17 protein-coding genes and 2 tRNA genes are annotated in these 18,720 nt (G+C 50.1%); 3 read left to right on the top strand and 16 right to left on the bottom strand.

From position 1 onward, the window contains the following. Positions 1-19: 19 nt before the first annotated feature. The 12 genes from rplJ to C7123_RS12940 form a co-directional block, all read right to left on the bottom strand. Positions 20-547, bottom strand: coding sequence for a 50S ribosomal protein L10 (gene rplJ, locus C7123_RS08145; protein ID WP_037984115.1), 528 nt, complete (start codon positions 545-547; stop codon positions 20-22). A 14-nt stretch (positions 548-561) separates the two neighbouring features. Beyond that, complete coding sequence (gene rplA, locus C7123_RS08140) at positions 562-1,257, bottom strand: 50S ribosomal protein L1 (protein WP_037984112.1); 696 nt, start codon at positions 1,255-1,257, stop codon at positions 562-564. Between the two features lie 14 nt (positions 1,258-1,271). Beyond that, positions 1,272-1,718, bottom strand: a complete 447-nt coding sequence (gene rplK / locus C7123_RS08135) for a 50S ribosomal protein L11 (protein ID WP_037984110.1) — start codon at positions 1,716-1,718, stop codon at positions 1,272-1,274. A 66-nt stretch (positions 1,719-1,784) separates the two neighbouring features. Continuing rightward, positions 1,785-2,327, bottom strand: a complete 543-nt coding sequence (nusG, locus tag C7123_RS08130) for a transcription termination/antitermination protein NusG (RefSeq protein ID WP_037984173.1) — start codon at positions 2,325-2,327, stop codon at positions 1,785-1,787. A gap of 8 nt (positions 2,328-2,335) precedes the next feature. Further along, positions 2,336-2,524, bottom strand: coding sequence for a preprotein translocase subunit SecE (secE, locus tag C7123_RS08125; protein ID WP_037984107.1), 189 nt, complete (start codon positions 2,522-2,524; stop codon positions 2,336-2,338). A gap of 18 nt (positions 2,525-2,542) precedes the next feature. Continuing rightward, positions 2,543-2,615, bottom strand: a tRNA-Trp gene (locus C7123_RS08120). Positions 2,616-2,667: 52 nt separating this feature from the next. Next, complete coding sequence (gene tuf / locus C7123_RS08115) at positions 2,668-3,864, bottom strand: elongation factor Tu (protein ID WP_037984105.1); 1,197 nt, start codon at positions 3,862-3,864, stop codon at positions 2,668-2,670. 45 nt (positions 3,865-3,909) lie between these two features. Further along, positions 3,910-3,981: transfer RNA gene (locus C7123_RS08110), tRNA-Thr, on the bottom strand. A 177-nt stretch (positions 3,982-4,158) separates the two neighbouring features. Continuing rightward, the gene (gene hpf, locus C7123_RS08105) at positions 4,159-4,458 is read right to left on the bottom strand and encodes a ribosome hibernation-promoting factor, HPF/YfiA family (protein WP_037998806.1); all 300 of its coding nucleotides are present in this window, start codon (positions 4,456-4,458) and stop codon (positions 4,159-4,161) included. Positions 4,459-4,468: 10 nt separating this feature from the next. Further along, complete coding sequence (locus C7123_RS08100; protein WP_069174690.1) at positions 4,469-5,365, bottom strand: tyrosine-type recombinase/integrase; 897 nt, start codon at positions 5,363-5,365, stop codon at positions 4,469-4,471. 62 nt (positions 5,366-5,427) lie between these two features. Further along, on the bottom strand, positions 5,428-5,619 hold the full coding sequence (gene rpsU, locus C7123_RS08095; RefSeq protein WP_037984481.1) for a 30S ribosomal protein S21: 192 nt from the start codon (positions 5,617-5,619) through the stop codon (positions 5,428-5,430). Between the two features lie 18 nt (positions 5,620-5,637). Next, a complete protein-coding gene (locus tag C7123_RS12940) occupies positions 5,638-5,799 on the bottom strand; it encodes a hypothetical protein (RefSeq protein ID WP_159049873.1) in 162 nt (53 codons plus the stop codon). A gap of 21 nt (positions 5,800-5,820) precedes the next feature. On the opposite strand from C7123_RS12940, the gene C7123_RS08090 reads away from it, so the two are divergent. From C7123_RS08090 to C7123_RS08080, 3 genes are all read left to right on the top strand, one after another. After that, positions 5,821-6,333 carry a gamma carbonic anhydrase family protein gene (locus tag C7123_RS08090; RefSeq protein WP_069176307.1) on the top strand — a complete coding sequence of 171 codons (513 nt, stop codon included), beginning with the start codon at positions 5,821-5,823 and terminating at the stop codon, positions 6,331-6,333. A 61-nt stretch (positions 6,334-6,394) separates the two neighbouring features. Next, the gene (locus tag C7123_RS08085; protein ID WP_394365939.1) at positions 6,395-7,489 is read left to right on the top strand and encodes a CapA family protein; all 1,095 of its coding nucleotides are present in this window, start codon (positions 6,395-6,397) and stop codon (positions 7,487-7,489) included. A 51-nt stretch (positions 7,490-7,540) separates the two neighbouring features. After that, the gene (locus C7123_RS08080) at positions 7,541-9,598 is read left to right on the top strand and encodes a ComEA family DNA-binding protein (protein ID WP_069174689.1); all 2,058 of its coding nucleotides are present in this window, start codon (positions 7,541-7,543) and stop codon (positions 9,596-9,598) included. Between the two features lie 325 nt (positions 9,599-9,923). Here the strand turns inward: C7123_RS08080 and C7123_RS08075 are convergent, their stop codons facing one another. The 4 genes from C7123_RS08075 to C7123_RS08060 all read right to left on the bottom strand — a co-directional run bounded on the left by C7123_RS08075 (position 9,924) and on the right by C7123_RS08060 (position 18,637). After that, entirely contained in the window at positions 9,924-11,156 is a 1,233-nt protein-coding gene (locus C7123_RS08075) for a 3-deoxy-D-manno-octulosonic acid transferase (RefSeq protein WP_069174688.1), read from the bottom strand. Next, positions 11,156-12,676: a glutamate--tRNA ligase gene (gene gltX, locus C7123_RS08070; RefSeq protein ID WP_069174687.1), complete on the bottom strand. Its 1,521-nt coding sequence runs from the start codon at positions 12,674-12,676 to the stop codon at positions 11,156-11,158. The genes C7123_RS08075 and gltX overlap by 1 nt, the downstream gene beginning before the upstream one ends. A gap of 313 nt (positions 12,677-12,989) precedes the next feature. After that, on the bottom strand, positions 12,990-13,805 hold the full coding sequence (locus tag C7123_RS08065; RefSeq protein ID WP_037998790.1) for a PorV/PorQ family protein: 816 nt from the start codon (positions 13,803-13,805) through the stop codon (positions 12,990-12,992). A gap of 647 nt (positions 13,806-14,452) precedes the next feature. After that, the gene (locus C7123_RS08060; protein ID WP_159049872.1) at positions 14,453-18,637 is read right to left on the bottom strand and encodes a DUF6383 domain-containing protein; all 4,185 of its coding nucleotides are present in this window, start codon (positions 18,635-18,637) and stop codon (positions 14,453-14,455) included. Positions 18,638-18,720 lie beyond the last annotated feature (83 nt).

Genomic DNA, 18,720 nt, shown 5'->3' with positions numbered 1-18,720 from the left:
TATTCTGTATTAATATTTTCTATCTCTTCTCGAGAGTTTGTAAAACACCATGTATAACGTGTCCAGAAGAGGACTGCAATGCCGAGATCAGATTCTTTATCGGCGATTGCAACAAGCCGATCACATCTCCCAACATTTCCTCTCGGCTCTTCAGACTTGCTAACGTGTCAAGATGTTCAACTCCTACATAAAAACTTTCCTGTACATATGCGGCCTTCAACTGAGGTTTTCCCTCACCTTTCGTACCCTTAGTAAAGTCTTTAATTAACCTAGCCGGAGTATTCACCACGTTAGAGAACATGACAGCGGTATTCCCCTTTAGCGTCGAATATAATGCTGAATAATCAACATCCATATTCTCTAGAGCCCTCTTAAACAAGGTGTTTTTAACAACGACTAACTTCACATTCTCTTTAAAGCACAATCTTCTCAGCGCACTTGTCTTCTCAGCATTCAATGCCTCAATATCTGTCAAATAGAAGTTGTCATACTCCTTCAGTGTCTCAGTCAATTGTCCTATAACAATGCTCTTATCTTCCTTCTTCATCGTACTTACATGTATTACTCATCAACAGATTTCGGTTCAACCCTAATACCCGGACTCATGGTACTAGAAAGATATATACTCTTGATATAGGTACCTTTTGCAGCCGTAGGTTTCAACTTAACCAATGTGGAAATAAACTCCTTCGCATTTCCACTAATCTGCTCTGGATTAAACGAGACTTTTCCAATGGAAGTATGAACGATACCGGCCTTGTCAACTTTAAAATCAATCTTACCTTGCTTAACCTCTTTAACGGCACTACCTACATCATTAGTAACAGTACCACTTTTTGGATTAGGCATCAAACCACGAGGGCCTAAGATTCTTCCTAAAGCTCCAATTTTTCCCATGATGGACGGCATCGTAATGATAATATCGACATCGGTCCATCCACCTTTAATCTTCTCGATGTAATCATCTAATCCGACAAAATCTGCACCTGCAGCCTTAGCCTCAGCTTCTTTATCAGGCGTACATAAAGCTAAAACCTTAGTCTCTTTTCCAGTTCCATGAGGAAGAGATACAACGCCACGAACCATTTGATTAGACTTACGAGGATCTATCCCAAGGCGGACATCAATATCCACAGATGCATCAAACTTCGTCATCGAAATTTCTTTCACCAATACCGAAGCTTCTTGCAGTGTATACGACCTTCCCGCTTCAAGTTTGCTCTCAGCCAACTTTCGTTTCTTAGTTACTTTACCCATCTTCTTAATTGAGTTTATTGATTCGTCGTTGGGAAAGCGCCCCTTACAGCAATGCCCATACTTCGAGCAGTTCCAGCTACCATCCGCATAGCAGACTCAACAGTAAAGCAATTCAAATCTACCAGCTTATCCTCAGCGATTTTCCGTACTGTTTCCCAAGTAATCTGAGCCACCTTCTTACGATTAGGTTCAGAAGATCCTCCCTTTTGCTTAGTAGCCTCTAATAGCTGAACCGCAACAGGAGGAGTCTTTACTATAAAATCAAAGGTCTTATCCGCATAATAAGTAATTACTACGGGAAGAACTTTTCCGGCTTTATCCTGAGTTCTGGCATTGAATTGCTTGCAGAACTCCATTATATTAATACCCTTAGAACCCAATGCGGGTCCAACGGGGGGAGAAGGATTAGCCGCCCCTCCCTTAATCTGCAATTTAATTTGTCCAGCAATTTCTTTCGCCATCTTTCTTACCTAAAACAATTCACGAATTATCTCATAGAATAAAGATCCGCCATCCGTAACCAATGGCTATTCTTTCTCCACCTGCACATAACTTAACTCAAGAGGCATCTTGCGCCCAAAAATCTTAACTATTACCTTGAGCTTCTTCTTCTCAGCGTTGACTTCTTCGACTAGGCCGCTAAAACCATTAAATGGACCGGAAATCACCTTGACGGTTTCTCCCACAAAATACTGAATCTCCATTTCCTCTGGCTGCTCTTGTAGTTCATCCAAAGTGCCTAACACTCGGCTTACTTCAGATGGGCGCAACGGCACTGGTTGCCCTTCTCCCCCTAAAAAACCGATAACGTTAGGAATCTCACGTAAGCGATGAATAACCTCTCCAACCAAATTAGCCTCTACCAAAACATATCCAGGTAAATATGCCCGCTCCTTCATCACTTTCTTGCCGTTTCTTACAACGAAAGTTTTTTCAGTAGGAATCAAAACTTGGGAAACATAATTACCCAAGTCCGAATTCTTGATTTCGGCCTCCAGATATTCACGTACCTTGTTCTCCTTGCCACTAATAGCTCTGAGAACATAAAATTTTTGCTGAGAATCCGGCATTATAACCATTATAAGCTATAGATGAAATTCATCACAGCCTCAAATCCAAAGTCAACAACTCCAATTAGTACTGCTATGATAAGGGAAGCGAACATAACAACAACAGCACTACTCGAAAGCTCCGACCTCGTCGGCCAAGATACTTTATATACAAGTTCGTTATATGAGTCTTTAATATATGAGATAACCTTCTTCATTCATTATCCTATTTATTGCACGGAAGGAGAGGCTCGAACTCCCGACAGCCGGTTTTGGAGACCGGTACTCTACCAACTGAGTTACTTCCGTATATATGCAGCCGACCCACCGTTAGTGAAAATCGGCTGCAATTAACCCAATCCTAATCTAACAATTCCGTTATCTGACCTGCACCCACCGTACGTCCACCTTCACGAATAGCAAAGCGCAGACCCACATTGCATGCTACGGGATAGATTAACTCAACCTCAATCGTAACATTATCACCCGGCATTACCATCTCAACACCAGCCGGTAATGTTATCTCTCCAGTCACATCCAATGTACGGATATAGAACTGAGGGCGATATTTATTATGGAATGGAGTATGACGACCTCCTTCCTCTTTCTTCAAGATATAGACCTCGGCCTTAAATTTAGAATGAGGCTTAACCTGACCTGGATGACAAAGTACCATACCACGCTTAATCTCATTCTTGTCGATACCACGGAGTAAAAGTCCAACATTATCACCCGCTTGACCTTCGTCTAATATCTTTCGGAACATTTCAACGCCTGTAACCACGGATTTTTTACCATCAGCACCTAAGCCGATAATCTCAACTTCATCCCCGGTCTTGACAATACCCGTTTCTATACGACCTGTTGCTACCGTTCCACGACCTGTAATCGAAAAAACATCCTCCACAGGCATCAAGAAAGGTTTATCGACATCGCGAGGAGGAAGCGGAATCCATGTATCGACAGCCTCCATAAGCTCCAGCACCTTCTCCTCCCACTTCGGATCGCCATTAAGAGCGCCCAACGCAGAACCACGAATGATCGGCGTATTATCACCATCAAACTTGTAGAAACTTAACAACTCGCGCATTTCCATTTCTACAAGTTCCAACATCTCTTCGTCGTCTACCATGTCACATTTATTCATGAAGACAACCAACTTAGGTACATTCACCTGACGAGCCAAAAGAATATGTTCACGAGTCTGAGGCATTGGACCGTCAGTCGCAGCAACTACAATAATGGCACCATCCATCTGTGCAGCACCAGTAACCATATTTTTCACATAGTCGGCGTGACCTGGACAATCTACATGGGCATAATGACGATTGGCCGTCTCATACTCTACATGCGAAGTATTGATGGTAATACCTCTCTCCTTCTCTTCCGGGGCGTTATCAATTTGATCAAACGACTTTACGCCCTCTGCGCTAGAAAAACCCTTCTCAGCCAACACTTTCGTAATTGCAGCCGTCAGAGTCGTCTTACCGTGGTCAACATGACCAATCGTACCGATGTTTACATGCGGTTTACTCCTGTTAAAATGTTCTTTTGCCATAACTCAAATGCCTTTATACATTCAATTCTCTAATCTTTAATATTGAGCCGGTGCCGAGACTTGAACTCGGGACCTCTTCCTTACCAAGGAAGTGCTCTACCGCTGAGCTACACAGGCATTACCCTCTTGAAAACGACACATTCACACCTAGCCCACGTAAGAAGCTATCGCCATCACTGGATGGAAAACTCAGCAATGAATGGTCGAGTCTAGTTTAAAAGAGCCGTTCCGTTATCACGCGAAACGGCCGCAAATTTAGAATGAATTTGTTACGCAACAAATCTCCGGTCTTTTTTATTTGGATCTACTCTTTTCTTTGGCTTTAATCAGTTGCTTTTCCAAAGCAACTACAGCCTCGTCAACAGCTTCTTCAAAAGTATCACTTACCTTTTCGGCGAAACAGTCATTGCTTTTAATCTGTAAACGTATGCCGGCCTGCTTATTTCGCGCTGTCTCCGGCTTGACTACTCGCAATATGACTTCAGCATCCAAAATACCATCATGGTACTGATTCAATTTAGCTACTTTCTTCCGAATAAACGCATCTAAGCGTTCCGTTACGTCAAAATGAATTGCCTGAATTCTAATTTCCATAATTACCTCCTTATCTATTAGCCCTAGGATGAGCACAATACATTTCTTTCAACTTATCAAAGGTGATATGCGTATAAATCGAAGTTGAGGCTAAACTACTATGTCCCAGTAATTCTTTAACAGCGTTTAGTTCTGCACCGTTATTCAATAAGCTCGTCGCAAAAGAATGCCTCAGCATATGAGGAGCACACTTTGTACGCAAGCCCCTGTTAGAGACATATTTCTTCACGACATTGTATACTGTTGCACCAGTGACAGAACGACCATCCTTACGAACAAAAAAGTGAGTGTTATCACATTGCAGCACAGACCTTCTCTTTTGTAGATAGCTAACGATCTGCACCTTCAACCGTTCCGAGAAAGGGACTAGACGTTCCTTATTGCGCTTTCCACAAACCCTTACCACCATCGCCATTAGATCTATATCTGAGCACTTCAAAAAAGCAAGTTCTTGACGTCGAAGTCCGGTCTCATATAGGAGCTCCATCATTAGTCGATCACGTATTCCTATAAAATCATCCTTAAAACAACTCCCATCAAGCAATTCTGTCAACTCATCTTCCTTTATGATCTGAGGTAACGGACGGAAGAATTTGGGAGCAATAACTAAAGACGCCGGATTATTCAAGACCAATCCCTGCTTCATCAAGTACTTAAAATACGATCTTAATGCGCTCAGCTTTCGATTCACTGATATTGGAGACATATGTCCATCCATCAATGATGCGACCCACAGACGTATTAAGTCCGAATCGACAGACCCAAAGGTTGCTTTGCCATTCTCCGTGTGTCCACGCACATATGCCACAAATCGAAGCAAGTCATTTTTATAAGCAACTCTCGTAGCAGCACTTGCCCCTCTCTCGTATCGGAGATAGTCTATAAAAGATGCGATAGATGCTTCCATATCACCTCTCCATACACCTACTATCGTGACAAACACACGAAAGACACTTCGTGTAAGCGGAATTACTCTTCTTCCTGCTGCAAGTGCTGCACGTAGACCGCACGCATACGTTCCTTTCGTTTTTCCACCGAAGGCTTCGTATAAGCCTGACGACTTCTCAGTTCTCGAATAACACCAGTCTTTTCAAACTTCTTCTTGAACCTCTTCAGTGCTCGCTCGATGCTCTCTCCTTCTTTCAACGGAACTACAATCATATATTATCGCTTTTAGAATTACTCAGTATCTGTTTCTCTTCTACTTATACTAAAAATCAGGCGCAAAAGTAGAGATATTTTATTCCCAGCAAAACTTTCAGTTGGATTTTCATCCATGCTCTCCCACGCAAAATGGCTGTCTTTCTTTTGTCTACTTTTGTCGGCGTTAATTTCATTCATAACCCATCAAAGAAGAGAACAATGGCGCTTATCAAATCGGTAAGAGGATTTACTCCCAGCATTGGGAGAGATACTTTCCTCGCAGACAACGCGACGATTATTGGTGATGTCGTGCTTGGCGAAGGATGTAGCGTTTGGTTTGGCACGATATTACGTGGCGACGTAAACTCTATCCGCATCGGAAACGGTGTAAATATTCAGGACGGATCAGTGTTGCACACCTTGTACCAAAAGTCAACCATAGAGATTGAGGATGATGTCTCGGTAGGACACAATGTCACTATCCACGGAGCCAAGATCTGCAAAGGGGCCCTTGTAGGTATGGGGTCCGTAGTGCTCGATCACGCAGTGATCGGCGAAGGGGCAATTATAGCCGCAGGATCTGTTGTATTGAGCCACACACAAGTTGAGCCGTGGAGTATTTATGCGGGTGTACCTGCCAAATTTGTAAAGAAAGTAGACCCAGAGCAGGCCAAAGAGATGAATCAGAAGATCGCTCGCAACTATCACATGTACGCCTCGTGGTATGAATAAAGGCATCGCACGCGTAATACACAGATCGGCCACCCGTCCCCACCGCCTCTACTGGCTCGCGGTGGCTCTCCTATTTTGCATCGCATGCACGATGCATCCGCGGGAGGGACAATCGGGTGAACTCGACTCAAGCGCTTCGGACACGGTGCGCAGGGAGGCGAGACTGGTATTCGCGGGCGACCTAATGCAGCACATGCCGCAAGTAAGAGCAGCCCAACGTCCAAACGGTCGTTTTGATTACTCCGAATCGTTTCGTTACGTCAAGCCACTTTTCGAACAGGCTGATTATGCCATCCTGAACTTCGAGACAACTCTGACTCCAACAACTGATTATCACGGCTACCCTACGTTCCGATCGCCGGGAGCTGTGGCTGACGCTCTGTGTGACATAGGGATCGACGCTGTGATGTTCGCGAATAATCATATCTGTGACAACGGTCGTACGGGAATCGAATACACGACACGACGCTTCGATTCGCTCGGAATTGCACACACGGGAGCCTTCGTCGACAGTAGTCGGATACGCAGAGAACATCCGCTGTTGTTCCAAGCTGGAGGGCTACGGTTTGCGCTCTTCAACTATACCTATGATACGAATGGCATGCCGATACCCAAAGGCATGATCGTGAACCTGATTGATACGAATGCTATTCGTAGAGACCTATCGCAAGTAAACCGTAAGCACATCGACTGCGTGATCGTCTTTTTCCATTGGGGCATAGAGTATGCCCGTCGACCGAATGACGAGCAGCGCCGACTGGCCGCGCTCTGCCATCGACTTGGCGCCGAGATTGTCATCGGTAGTCACCCACACGTTATTCAACCCATTGAAGCGAAGCGCGACAATGAGGGTGTCGTGCGCAGCGTCACCGTCTATTCGCTCGGCAACCTCGTTTCGAACCAGAAGGAGCGTTACCGGAACGGTGGACTGATCGTCACGCTCGACATTAAGAAAGAACGCAATGGTGCTCTCCGGATCGCTCCCGCCTACACGCCCGGATGGGTCTGTCGTCCCGGTGGCTACCGGATTATTCCTCCGTCTGCGGCTGACTCCATCGCGCTACCAGCTGACCTACGCGCAACCTGCACGCAATTCTTCGAAGACACCCGCGCATTGCTCGAAGGGAACAAGATCTTCGAGGAGAGAGTCCGGTAAAATCGGCCAGCTCATCCTGAAATTCCACCAACACCTGAATCTATACATGCCATGCTCCGCCCCCTATTCGTCGTCCTGCTTTTACTCGTTGTGGCAAGCAACGTCGTCAGGTCGCAGGACACCCACCCGACGGACGATTGGATGGAGCAGCTGCGTGAACTTTCCGAATACACTGACGATGAGTTCGACGAAAAGCGACTTGAAGCACTCTACACCGACCTCTCCCACCTGGCTGAACATCCGATCGACCTCAACACAGCCACCACTTACGACCTTCACCAGCTTCCCTTCCTCTCCGACGCACAAGTCGACTCCATCCTCTCCTACCGCCAGCGGCACCACTACTTCCTCACCGTCTACGAACTGAGAACCATCGACGTCCTCGACTGGATCACACTCCGACGCGTCGCCCCCTTCGTTTGCGTAAACAGACATGGCCCCGAACGCCCGGCTATCACCCTTGCTAATCTGCTACACCACGGCGCCAGCGAATGGATCGTGAAATACAACCAGACTGTGGAACGAAAGCGCGGCTACTCCCCTGCTCCGGACAGCACCTCCCGCCGCTACCTCGGCGAGCCCTTCGGCCACGCCATCCGATACGTCTACACCTTCGACGACCGTCTGCAAGCGGGCTTTGCGGCAGAGAAAGATGCCGGAGAGCCCTTTGCTAATGCGACTCATAAGGGCTACGACTACTATTCGGCTCACCTCGTCCTGAAAGATTTCGGGCACCTGCGCACCCTCGCTGTGGGCGACTTCAAGGCCACCTTTGGGCAAGGGCTCGTCGTAAGTCATGACTATGCGCCCGCCCGTGGCACACTCGCCGCCGAACCCGAGTATCGCAACAACGGTTTCCGCCGCCATTATTCCACCGACGAACAGCAGTTCTTCCGCGGTCTTGCTGCCACCCTCACACTTTCGGACTGGCAGCTGAGCCTCTTCGGGTCGAGCCGCAAAGTGGACGCCACGACAGACGGCACCACCATCACCTCTCTCAAGATCAACGGCCTGCACCGTACCCGCAACGAACGCCTCACCCGACACACGGTCAGCCTGCGTGCCATCGGCGGCAACCTGCGCTATGCCCGCTCCCGCATGCACATCGGACTTACAGCCTTGGCCTACGATTTCGGTGGCCAACGCGTCGATCCACCACCTAAACCTTACAACCACTACGACTTCCGCGGCCGCAGCAACGTCGACCTTGGCCTTGACTACATGATCAAGAACGACCGTCTGAAGCTCTTCGGTGAGACGGCCCTTTCCACCGCCTCTGGCGCCACGGCCACACTCGCCGCCCTGCAATGGACACCCAGCTCCGAGATCATCGCCACCCTACTCTACCGCAACTATTCGCCCCGCTACCACGCCCTTTTTGCCTCTGCCTTCGCGCGCACGGCCCGCGTCCGCAACGAAGAGGGGCTCTACCTCGGCCTCACCTTCACACCCGCCCCACGCTGGTTGCTCACGGGTCATGCCGACCTCTTCCGCTTCCCCTGGATGAAGCCCCGCGTCTGCTTCCCCTCCACCGGCAGCGAATACGCCTTGCGAATCGATTGGACCGATCCACGCGAGATCATCGCGGCTTACGTCCGTTTCCGTAGCCAACGCACTGAAGGCGATGCCGTTCGCGGACATGAGATCGCCCTTCGCCCCATCATCAGACATCGACTCCGCACCCAAATCACCTGTACAATCGACACCGTTTGGGCGCTCCGCACCGCCCTCGACGTCTCGCTTCACCAGCCCGACGGAGCCCCTACCGCACGCGGCCACATGCTCTCCGAGGCCATCAGTTGGCGCCCTCAAAGACTGCCCGTCCGCGCCGAACTCTTCGCCGCCCTCTTCCTGACGGATGGGTTCGCCACCCGACTCTATTCCTACGAGAAAAACCTGCTCTACACCTTCGCCACGCCCTCGCTCTACGGCCGCGGACTGCGCCTCTCCGGCCTGCTCTATTGGCGCCCCGCGGGTCGTCGGCTCACCCTCTCAACTAAAATCGGCTGGACGCACCTCTTCACCGGCGACTCCATCGGCTCAGGCCTCGAAACCATCCGCGGGCGCAATCGCACGGACCTCTATGCCATGCTACGCTGGACGTTCTAAGGTGGGCCGTCGTTAACGCAAAGTGCATGCACACCTACCAGTAGGAGCGGGTAGACGAGTCCAATTTGATTGGACCTATAAGTCCAAAATGATTAGAACTATAAACCCAAATAGATTGGGTTTATGCATCCAAAGTGATTGGGGATATAGACCCAAAGTGATTGGGTTCATGCGCCCAAATCAAACCAAAACACATCCCAAGGTTTGTCACCACTACCCTATAAGGTAGGTCATCACTATCACGTAAGATAGGTCGTCGCTAACAAGCCATGGTATGACATCGCTAACCGGAGACGCACCTATATATAGGCTCCCACAGCCTGTTTTATAGGTCGATGGCGCGGAGGATCTGCTCAGTGGCGCCGCTATGTTGCTGGATATATGCGCCGGCAGACTCTCCCGCCGCAGTGCAGGCGTCGGGGTCGGCGAGGAGCGCATCGAGGCGGGTAGCAAGGGTGGACGCGTCAGTGATGGAGTAGGCGCCGCCGCAAGCGATGAGGTCAAGGGCCTCGCGAAACTTGCGGTGGTTGGGGCCGAAGAGAACGGGAACGCCGTAAACCGCAGCCTCGGGGGCGTTGTGGATGCCGTGGCCGAAGCCGCCGCCGATGTAGGCGATGCGGGCGTAGCGGTAAATGGACGAAAGGAGGCCAAAGGAGTCGACGATGAGGCAGTCAACGCCCGCGGCCGTGTCGGCATCGGCGCGGGAGAGGCGCAGGGCAGGGCGTGTGAGCCGGGCCTCAATGGCGGCGAGGTGCGCCTCGTGGATCTCGTGCGGAGCGAGGATGAGCTTCAGGTCCGGGTGGGCGTTGAAATAGGGGATCAGCAGCGCCTCGTCTTCTGGCCACGAGCTACCGGCAATCAGCACAGGGCGGGCGTCGCGTTCAGCGAAGGCGGCTACGACGGGGAGCGGCCGCGCGGCATGGCGGATGTCGATCACGCGATCGAAGCGGGTGTCGCCCGTGACGGTGACGTTCGTCAGACCGATGCCGGCGAGGAGCTGGCGCGAGGTCTCGTCCTGCACAAAGAGGTGATCGAAACAGCGGAGCGCATCGCGATAAGGTCGGCCGATGGAGCGGAAGAAGAGTTGACCGGGACGGAAAATGCCGGACACAAGGTAGGTGGGGACGCGTCGGCGCCGCAGCTCATCGAGCGTGTTCAGCCAAAACTCGTACTTGACAAAGAGGGCGAGGGTGGGGCGGACACGGTCGAGGAAACGGCGGATGCGGCGTGGGAAGTCGAACGGGAGGTAGCATACGACATCGGCGCCGGGGTAGTCACGGCGGACGTCGTAGCCAGAGGGGGAGAAGAACGTGAGGACGATTTTGTAGTCGGGGTGGCGCTGGCGGATGGCCTCAAGCAGGGGTCGCCCCTGCTCGAACTCACCGAGCGAAGCAGCATGGAGCCAGACGTAGCGCGCACCGGGGACTATCTTCTCACGCAAGACGTCATCAATGCTCCGCCTCCCGTCGATCATCTTGCGCGCCTTCCCATGAAAAGGCGCAGCGGCGTGGACAGCCGCTGCGTAGAGGCGGATAGCCGCCGTATAGAGGGGACGCATCACCCGAGTATTTCGATGGCGCGCTGAATGCGCCGAATGGTTTCGTCCTTGCCGATAGCCTCGGTGATGTGGAAGATCTGCGGCCCAATGCCCTGCCCAACGAGCGCCAGCCGGACGGCATTCATGATGTTGCCGAGATAGTAGCCCTTCGCTGCAATCCACTCCTTGACGTACGCCTCGGTACCCTCCACGTCGAAGGGCTCACGTCCACGCAAGACCTCGATCAGCTCCGTGAGTTGTGCGGCGCTGTCCTCGCGCCAACGCTTCTTGCGGGTCTTCTCGTCGTACTCGGTCGGCGCGACGAAGAAGTAATAGGTCAGCGGCCAGAGTTCGGGCACAAAACTGACGCGCTCCTTCATCAGCCCAACCACCTTCTCGACATACGCCTGGTCGGCATCCTTAATGCCATGACTTTCGAGCACAGGGCGGAACATGTCAGCGATGTCGCGGTCGCTGCGCAGCTGGATATAGCGGTGGTTGAACCACTTGCCTTTCTCGTAATCGAACTTGGCGCCGCTCTTGCTGCAGTGGGTGAGGTCGAAGAGGCGAACCATCTCGTCGAGGGTCATCAGTTCGATGTCGTTGCCCGGGTTCCACCCGAGGAGCGCAAGGAAGTTGATCACCGCCTCAGGCAGGTAGCCACTCTCGCGGTAGCCAGACGACTTTTCGCCACTCTTCGGGTCGTGCCACTCGAGGGGAAAGACGGGGAATCCGAGGCGGTCGCCGTCGCGCTTGCTCAGCTTGCCTCCGCCCTCAGGCTTGAGCAGCAATGGCAGGTGCGCAAACTGCGGCATCGTATCAGCCCAACCGAGGTAACGGTAAAGCAATACATGCAACGGCGCACTCGAGATCCATTCCTCGCCGCGGATCACGTGCGTGATCTCCATCAGATGGTCGTCCACGATGTTCGCCATGTGGTACGTGGGCAGTCCGTCAGCCGATTTGTAAAGCACCTTGTCGTCGAGGATGGACGAGTTGATGACCACCTCACCGCGGATCAAGTCGTTGACGCGGATATCCTCGTTCGGTTCGATGCGGATACGCACCACGTAGCGCGCACCGCTGTCGATCAGCCGCTGCACCTCGTCAGCTGGGAGCGTCAGGGAGTTGCGCATCTGCCCGCGCGTCGAGGCGTCGTATTGGAAGTTGGGGATCTCGCTCCGTTTCGCCTCTAATTCTTCGGGCGTATCAAAAGCGATGTAGGCCAGACCAGCATCCAGCAGCTGGTCGACATACTGGCGATAGATGGCTTTCCGCTCACTCTGTCGGTAGGGGCCATAGTTGCCGCCAAACCCGACGCCCTCGTCGAAGCGGAGGCCAAGCCACTCGAACGACTGAATGATGTATTCCTCGGCGCCAGGCACGAAGCGCTGGGAGTCTGTATCCTCAATGCGGAGAATGAAGTCGCCGCCGTGCTTTTTCGCAAACAGATAGTTGTATAACGCGGTACGTACACCGCCGATGTGAAGGGGTCCCGTAGGACTGGGCGCAAATCGCACCCTAACTTTTCGTTCTGACATGATTCGTATAGGCTTATTCGTTGAAAACGACGCCAAAAATATAGGGCGAATGCTTACCCGCCCTCCATAGCTGCCACAATACGTCCCTCCCCGTCGAACCTATTCGAGACCTATTCCGCCTTTCTGTCTCATCTTTTCCGTCACATAGCATGCTCTGCCCCTTAACGTGAGCTCGATGTAAGAACAAAGTCAGCAAAGAGTTTCTACGGGAGTCACACGTTGGCTGCTACTGCGCGCTATCAAAGACATTCTTCAGGGATTAGGGAGTCCATTCTTTCGTCGAACTCACGTTAAAAAAGAATGGCTTCTCGCATCAAAACGAATATGCCAGCCCAATTCCCACACTGGCTCCAAGCGCGGGGTGATAGTATAGTGCCGTGTCGAGGGTCAGGCCGATGAAGGAATAGCTCACGCCCAGCGAAGGGCTGAAGGGTGACGACTTCACACCGGCACGCAGTTGGAAATTGGCAAAAGGCGTGTACTCTGCCCCGACTGAAAAGAGGAAGGGCTCATACTGCCGATACTCCGCCTCGGCCGACAGTTCCAAGCCCTCGTCCATCATATAACGCGCCCCGAGAAGGACCATCCGCGGCGTCATGTGCACCTGATTCGTCTCATCGGAGCCGATCGAAACAGCGGGGAAATGAAGTACCGACAGTCCCAGCAGCCACTTATCTGTTGGCCGTAGCGCCACACCCACGTCGGCCGACAGCCGCTGCCCGTCCTGCTCAAAGATCTCAGACTGCAGGAGAGCATACTGTACACTCACCCCCAGTGACCACATGCTGCTCAGCCGCTTAGAGACCGAAAGGCGGAACATGCTCTCGCGATATCTGTCATAGCCAAACGAGGCGATGTGCACACCGAACGGCAGGATGCGGTTCGGTACGTTGAGCCCAGCACTGACCGTGACTAACTCCTTCATCCCATAGGGGTTGAAATAGTCACCGCGCAGCTGACGATGTGCAAAGAAGGGCGTCAGCGATGGGTTGAAGAGCGGCGAATAGACGACCTCGGAACCAGCCAATCCCAGCGCACGCGTATCTGGCCGACGCACATTGTCATAAGCTCGCATGTACAGGCTAACAGCGAGGCAAAGCAGTAACAGTAGGGTAAGACGTGTTTTCATACTCTATTTTCATTTGATGTTTAGTGATCTTCATTGCTTCCATGACTGTTTGTTCATAGAAATCGAAATGCTCCCGCAAAGCAAATAATTGTAATGGAAAGCATCAACTATATGAGGACGAATTAGGGTAACCTCGTATCAAAATGGCGATAGGCTCGAGATACACTCTTCATACTTACTCCTACGGAGATCAAAACCACACGTGGTTCCAATGTCTGTACCCCTACGGAAAGCAAAACCACGTGTGGTTTTAATGTCTGTACCTCTACGGAGATCAAAACCACACGTGGTTTTAATGTCTGTACCCCTACGGAAAGCAAAACCACGCGTGGTTCTCATGTCTGTACCCCTACGGAGATTAGAACCACGCGTGGTTCTCATGTCTGTACCCCTACGGAGATTAGAACCACGCGTGGTTTTGATCTCTGTAGCCCCTCAGCCCCCTCACCGTTGTACGGTTTTGCCCTCTCCTAACGAATGGGAATCTTGGAAAAGGAGGCCATGTTCTTAATAGGATCGCCCTTCGTGCGTGAAAGATTATCCCCTATCCATTTCTGATTGACAATAATTCCATCGGACCATAAGATCAAAAAAGAAAGGCTGCCCCCATACAGGAGCAGCCTTCCCTCAATTAATATCACTAGTTGTTACTTCACCAGTGCCTTCACAACCGGTTCGCCTTCAACGGCCACAAGCACAACTCCCTTCGGAGCAGATACCGTAGCACGATCAGAAGTCAATACCGTATTAGCCACCGTCTGACCCAGTACATTGCTGATCACTACACGCTTGCCAGAAGCGTTGAGCACAGTTACAGAACCGTTCTCAGCAACCACCTTCACACCCGTAGTAGCCGGAACAACTACGTTAGAAACAGGATCTTCAGATGTCATCTCTACATTGAACAGATCACCTTCCGGTATTCTCTTCTCTTCGTCAGAGCGGCTGATTACAGGTACACCATTCTGGATCTTCAACCAACCACCAATACACGGTGCGATCATCGGATTCCGATCCGTAATAGGCTCACCACGATATGCAGTCTCAGACTCGATCAAGAAGTCCTTCTGGGGCGATCCACGCTCAACCAAACGGAAGGAGAATACGCAGTCTTTGTGGTAGTTGTTACCCAAAGCGATCTTGCGGATCTTACCGTTCTTCGGTGCAGCCGGTGTCGTATCCGATACGGCATCCAACTTAGCCAAATCAAGCGCCTTCGCATTACCCTTAGCATCAACCTTCGTGTAGAGGTTGCTCAAGTCAGCACCACCAAGGATATAGAGAGCGTCGTTTGCATGGATAGCATCCGTGAACACAAAGCGTTCCCACCGAGTGTTCCAGAGGTAAGTGTTACGCTCGTCATCAACACCGGCCGTTCTCTCCATATTAGCAGAGTCGGTAGCATTGATCAGGTACATACCTCTACGGTAGCCCGGCAGATGGATCGTCAATTCACCATTGTCGTCGCAACCCAATGTATCGCTTACAATCGACGGACGGATCATGAGCAAGTACTGCGGTTTGATATAACCCGTTCCACGGTTTACATAAGCCGTATCCACGAAGATCGAAGTCTTAGCGTTAGGATTAGAGTTGCTACTTACAAGACCCAGATAGTTTCTCGGGCCCTTGTAGTAAGCCTTCTGATCCGTCAGAGCACCCGTATTCTCGAAGAGGTAATCCTTACCTGTCGTCATACTGCTTGTTCTGAAGAACTTCATCGTTCTGGGCGAGTCATCACCGACCTTACCCTCAAGCTCCGTATTGAAGCGACGGTAGATCGGATCTGCATCCTTCTTCAGTCTGAAGGTCGATACACGTGTTACAGAATTACCGCGATAGTCAAACTTCAGCTTCAGCGTCGGTTCGTCTACAGCCATGACAAAGAGACCCGGATTGAATTTACCAGCGATTCTGAGGTTCCTCATCATCAGGTCAGAGACCTGAGATCCCAGCGTCTGAGTCATATAAGTCTTCAGCTGCGTAGAATCTGCACTCTGCATAGCCACCGTATCCATTACCTGTACAAGAGCGAAGTCTTTTACACCATCGTTCTCCATATATACATCACGCAAGTAGAAGACGGGTCTACCCAGAATGTGGGTAAGAGGAGCTGTCAATCTCGAGCTCAATGAATAGTAGTGCTGTGCAGCATTGCTTACAGAAAGCGTACCCAAGCAGTACTTGAACGGATTCTCGAAGTTCAGACGATAAGCCTGACGCTTCAGCGTTACGAGGTCGCCTACTTGATTCCTATTAGAAACCACCTTGTAACCGTACTCGTTCAACTTACCATTCTCAGCACCGATCGTATCCATACGGAAGTAGGCAACATCGAAATTGTCCTTAGCACCGATATAGAGAACCGTATCCGTTTTGGGATAAGCATTCATATCGAAGTTCTTAGCGGTTGATATGTAACGGCTGTCATCGATACCACTTGCATAGTTAAATGCATAGAGGTTCACGATCGAAGTATCCGGATTAATCCACTGGTAACCCAGCAACGGATCATTCTTATACTTCTTCGGCAACGCAATAAACGTAGCGCCGTTCTTTTCACTCATGTTCGACTTAGCAGCATCGAACGTGGTCGTTCTCTCGTTCACCTTCTTCTCCTCATTCCATCTCCAGCGATCAGTACGGAAAGAGAAGTGCTCCATGTCTTTCTTCAACTGTACGTTTTCGAAAGCCAGACCATACTTATTACCAACTCGATGACCAAACTCACGGTTAATGATGTTGATCGGAGAGTTCTCCGAGTTCCTATAACGCTTCTCTACAATCCACTGGAAAGAAGGAAGTTCTTCCGGATGTACGAACTCGTCTAAGTAAGTCCAAACAGCAGAATCGTGAGCTGAGTACAACGGAACATGCAGATACTGCCCATCCGTATTACGGATCAGATACAAATCTGACGGGATCGAAACGCGATCAGAACCAGTAGCCAAGCAAGGAGTATAGTAGCCACCAAAATTGATGTGCGTATTGATACTGCAATCACCGGCTGGTAAGAATCCGCTATGGTTCGAGTGGAGAGTAACCTCACGTCCCGATGCCAGATTCTGAATCGATACATACAAACGATGACGATACTTATATGGTAATGGAGCATCCTCACCTCTCGTATTATAAGCGAATGTCATAAAGCCATCCCTTAAGCGAGCTGTCTTTATCTGATTACTGTCAAGGCCATTCGAGAGCGGAAATAAGCCATTAATCATAGTAGTTGTATTCGTAGTCCGAAGCGTAGTACGTGCCGCACCCAGATGTCCACTAAGCTTATCACTCTGCATATAGAGTACGCCCGTATCAGGAATTGCAGCAAACGTATAACGCTGTTGAGTCACCCAACCAATGGAACGGACACTATCCGCACCATTACGCCATATGGTAGGATCATATTCCGGACGATAAGCCGCCTTGAATGGATTGATATAAACACTATCTCCCGAAGGATAGTAAACCAGACGCCATACATATTGACCATACATCAACGAGTCCCGACGAGACACTGTATCAGTAGTATCAGTAAGTTTCTTCCACATCTGAGCCTGCGTGCCCGTTGCAAATTTTAAGAACTGATCACCTCCGGCATTACGCACGTGGAAGTTTGAATCAACACGGAGATAATTATTGCCACTCTTCAAGTGCATATAACCCATGTAGTCCAATACAGAGTCAGGGAAAGCCACAAACATCGTATCTGCCAAACGGGGATTCTGCCAATCGCCAGTGAAAGAAGGCGTAGGCGATGCATTTGATTGTAAGAATGCCACATCAACCAAAGCAGCACGATGCACATTTGTATCAAGTTGTGCTGCCTTCAGACCAGAGGTGAAAATATTGTTCGACGCAGCGTCCGGAGAGAATTTCAGCGGATTCGTACGACTCAATGAATTGAAATCATTGGCATCCAATGCGAACGGAAGCGCTTCACGCAAAGTGAAGTAGAGCATACCATCCACTTTACCAGCCCTTACATCCGTTGCCGGAGCAATCTTCACACAGATAAAGCTATCCGGAACTAATTTCCCAAAATTGGAGCCACCAGAAGTATCACGCGGCATACACAATACAGCCACTGTATCATGCGTGTCATCCAAATAAGTAACCAATGGACGACCTGTATTTAAAACAGTTGCATAAGTCTCTGAGAACTCCCATCCAGAAAGGCCACCAGGAACTAACGAGGTATCACCATGTGCAGGAGACATTCTCCAGTTATTCCGATCTGCATTTAAGGAACTAGATGAGTCACGTCTCCAACTCTCATGATTATAAGCATCTATTTCCAACAGAGTCTCATACTGCTTATTCGTAAAATCAAATGTTGGATTCTGCCCCTGTAGATAGTCCGTCACATTTACACACCACAGAGCAGAGGCTGAAATCTCTGTCTTCGGCGTATTATCCTTAAAATAACCCTTCCATTTAGCCTTTACAGAGTCTCGACTTCCTGAACGTCTGATTACATTAAGCGTATCAACAAAAAGGGAGTACCTCCCATTTTTGTTTGTATCCGGCCGCATAAACAGAACCATTAAATTCTTCGATCCATTATTACCGTCTGGTATGTAAGAATTAATCGTATCTCCGCGGCCTCCCTGCAGTTCACTCAGTGGGAGAGTGGGAGGAGTGAATCCCACGACACTATCTACAGATAAGTAGTAATAGCCTTTGTTGGGGCCAGCCTGCAATTTTCTCACGGGTTTTCCCACACGCAGGTCTTGCTTCTTTAAGAAGGTACTCCTCCCCTGGGCATTACCCGAGACCGCAAATAGCCCCAACATGAGAATTCCCGCTAATAGCGTGAAAATCTTTTTGTTCATAATCATTATCGTTTTAATATTCAAATAGTCGATTATAATTCGATCGAAGGAATCCGGACGGTAGATAGAACTCTACCGTCCGA

It is taken from the genome of Tannerella serpentiformis, from assembly GCF_003033925.1.
Classification (GTDB): domain Bacteria; phylum Bacteroidota; class Bacteroidia; order Bacteroidales; family Tannerellaceae; genus Tannerella; species Tannerella serpentiformis.
This window is presented reverse-complemented; position numbering and strand designations above follow the sequence as displayed.

Excerpts from the sequence above, each read along its gene's own strand:
- rplJ (WP_037984115.1), bottom strand. The coding sequence starts at position 547 with ATGAAGAAGGAAGATAAGAGCATTGTTATAGGACAATTGACTGAGACA.
- rplA (WP_037984112.1), bottom strand. The coding sequence starts at position 1,257 with ATGGGTAAAGTAACTAAGAAACGAAAGTTGGCTGAGAGCAAACTTGAA.
- rplK (WP_037984110.1), bottom strand. The coding sequence starts at position 1,718 with ATGGCGAAAGAAATTGCTGGACAAATTAAATTGCAGATTAAGGGAGGG.
- nusG (WP_037984173.1), bottom strand. The coding sequence starts at position 2,327 with ATGCCGGATTCTCAGCAAAAATTTTATGTTCTCAGAGCTATTAGTGGC.
- secE (WP_037984107.1), bottom strand. The coding sequence starts at position 2,524 with ATGAAGAAGGTTATCTCATATATTAAAGACTCATATAACGAACTTGTA.
- tuf (WP_037984105.1), bottom strand. The coding sequence starts at position 3,864 with ATGGCAAAAGAACATTTTAACAGGAGTAAACCGCATGTAAACATCGGT.
- hpf (WP_037998806.1), bottom strand. The coding sequence starts at position 4,458 with ATGGAAATTAGAATTCAGGCAATTCATTTTGACGTAACGGAACGCTTA.
- C7123_RS08100 (WP_069174690.1), bottom strand. The coding sequence starts at position 5,365 with ATGGAAGCATCTATCGCATCTTTTATAGACTATCTCCGATACGAGAGA.
- rpsU (WP_037984481.1), bottom strand. The coding sequence starts at position 5,619 with ATGATTGTAGTTCCGTTGAAAGAAGGAGAGAGCATCGAGCGAGCACTG.
- C7123_RS12940 (WP_159049873.1), bottom strand. The coding sequence starts at position 5,799 with ATGAATGAAATTAACGCCGACAAAAGTAGACAAAAGAAAGACAGCCAT.
- C7123_RS08090 (WP_069176307.1), top strand. The coding sequence starts at position 5,821 with ATGGCGCTTATCAAATCGGTAAGAGGATTTACTCCCAGCATTGGGAGA.
- C7123_RS08080 (WP_069174689.1), top strand. The coding sequence starts at position 7,541 with ATGCTCCGCCCCCTATTCGTCGTCCTGCTTTTACTCGTTGTGGCAAGC.
- C7123_RS08075 (WP_069174688.1), bottom strand. The coding sequence starts at position 11,156 with ATGCGTCCCCTCTATACGGCGGCTATCCGCCTCTACGCAGCGGCTGTC.
- gltX (WP_069174687.1), bottom strand. The coding sequence starts at position 12,676 with ATGTCAGAACGAAAAGTTAGGGTGCGATTTGCGCCCAGTCCTACGGGA.
- C7123_RS08065 (WP_037998790.1), bottom strand. The coding sequence starts at position 13,805 with ATGAAAACACGTCTTACCCTACTGTTACTGCTTTGCCTCGCTGTTAGC.
- C7123_RS08060 (WP_159049872.1), bottom strand. The coding sequence starts at position 18,637 with ATGAACAAAAAGATTTTCACGCTATTAGCGGGAATTCTCATGTTGGGG.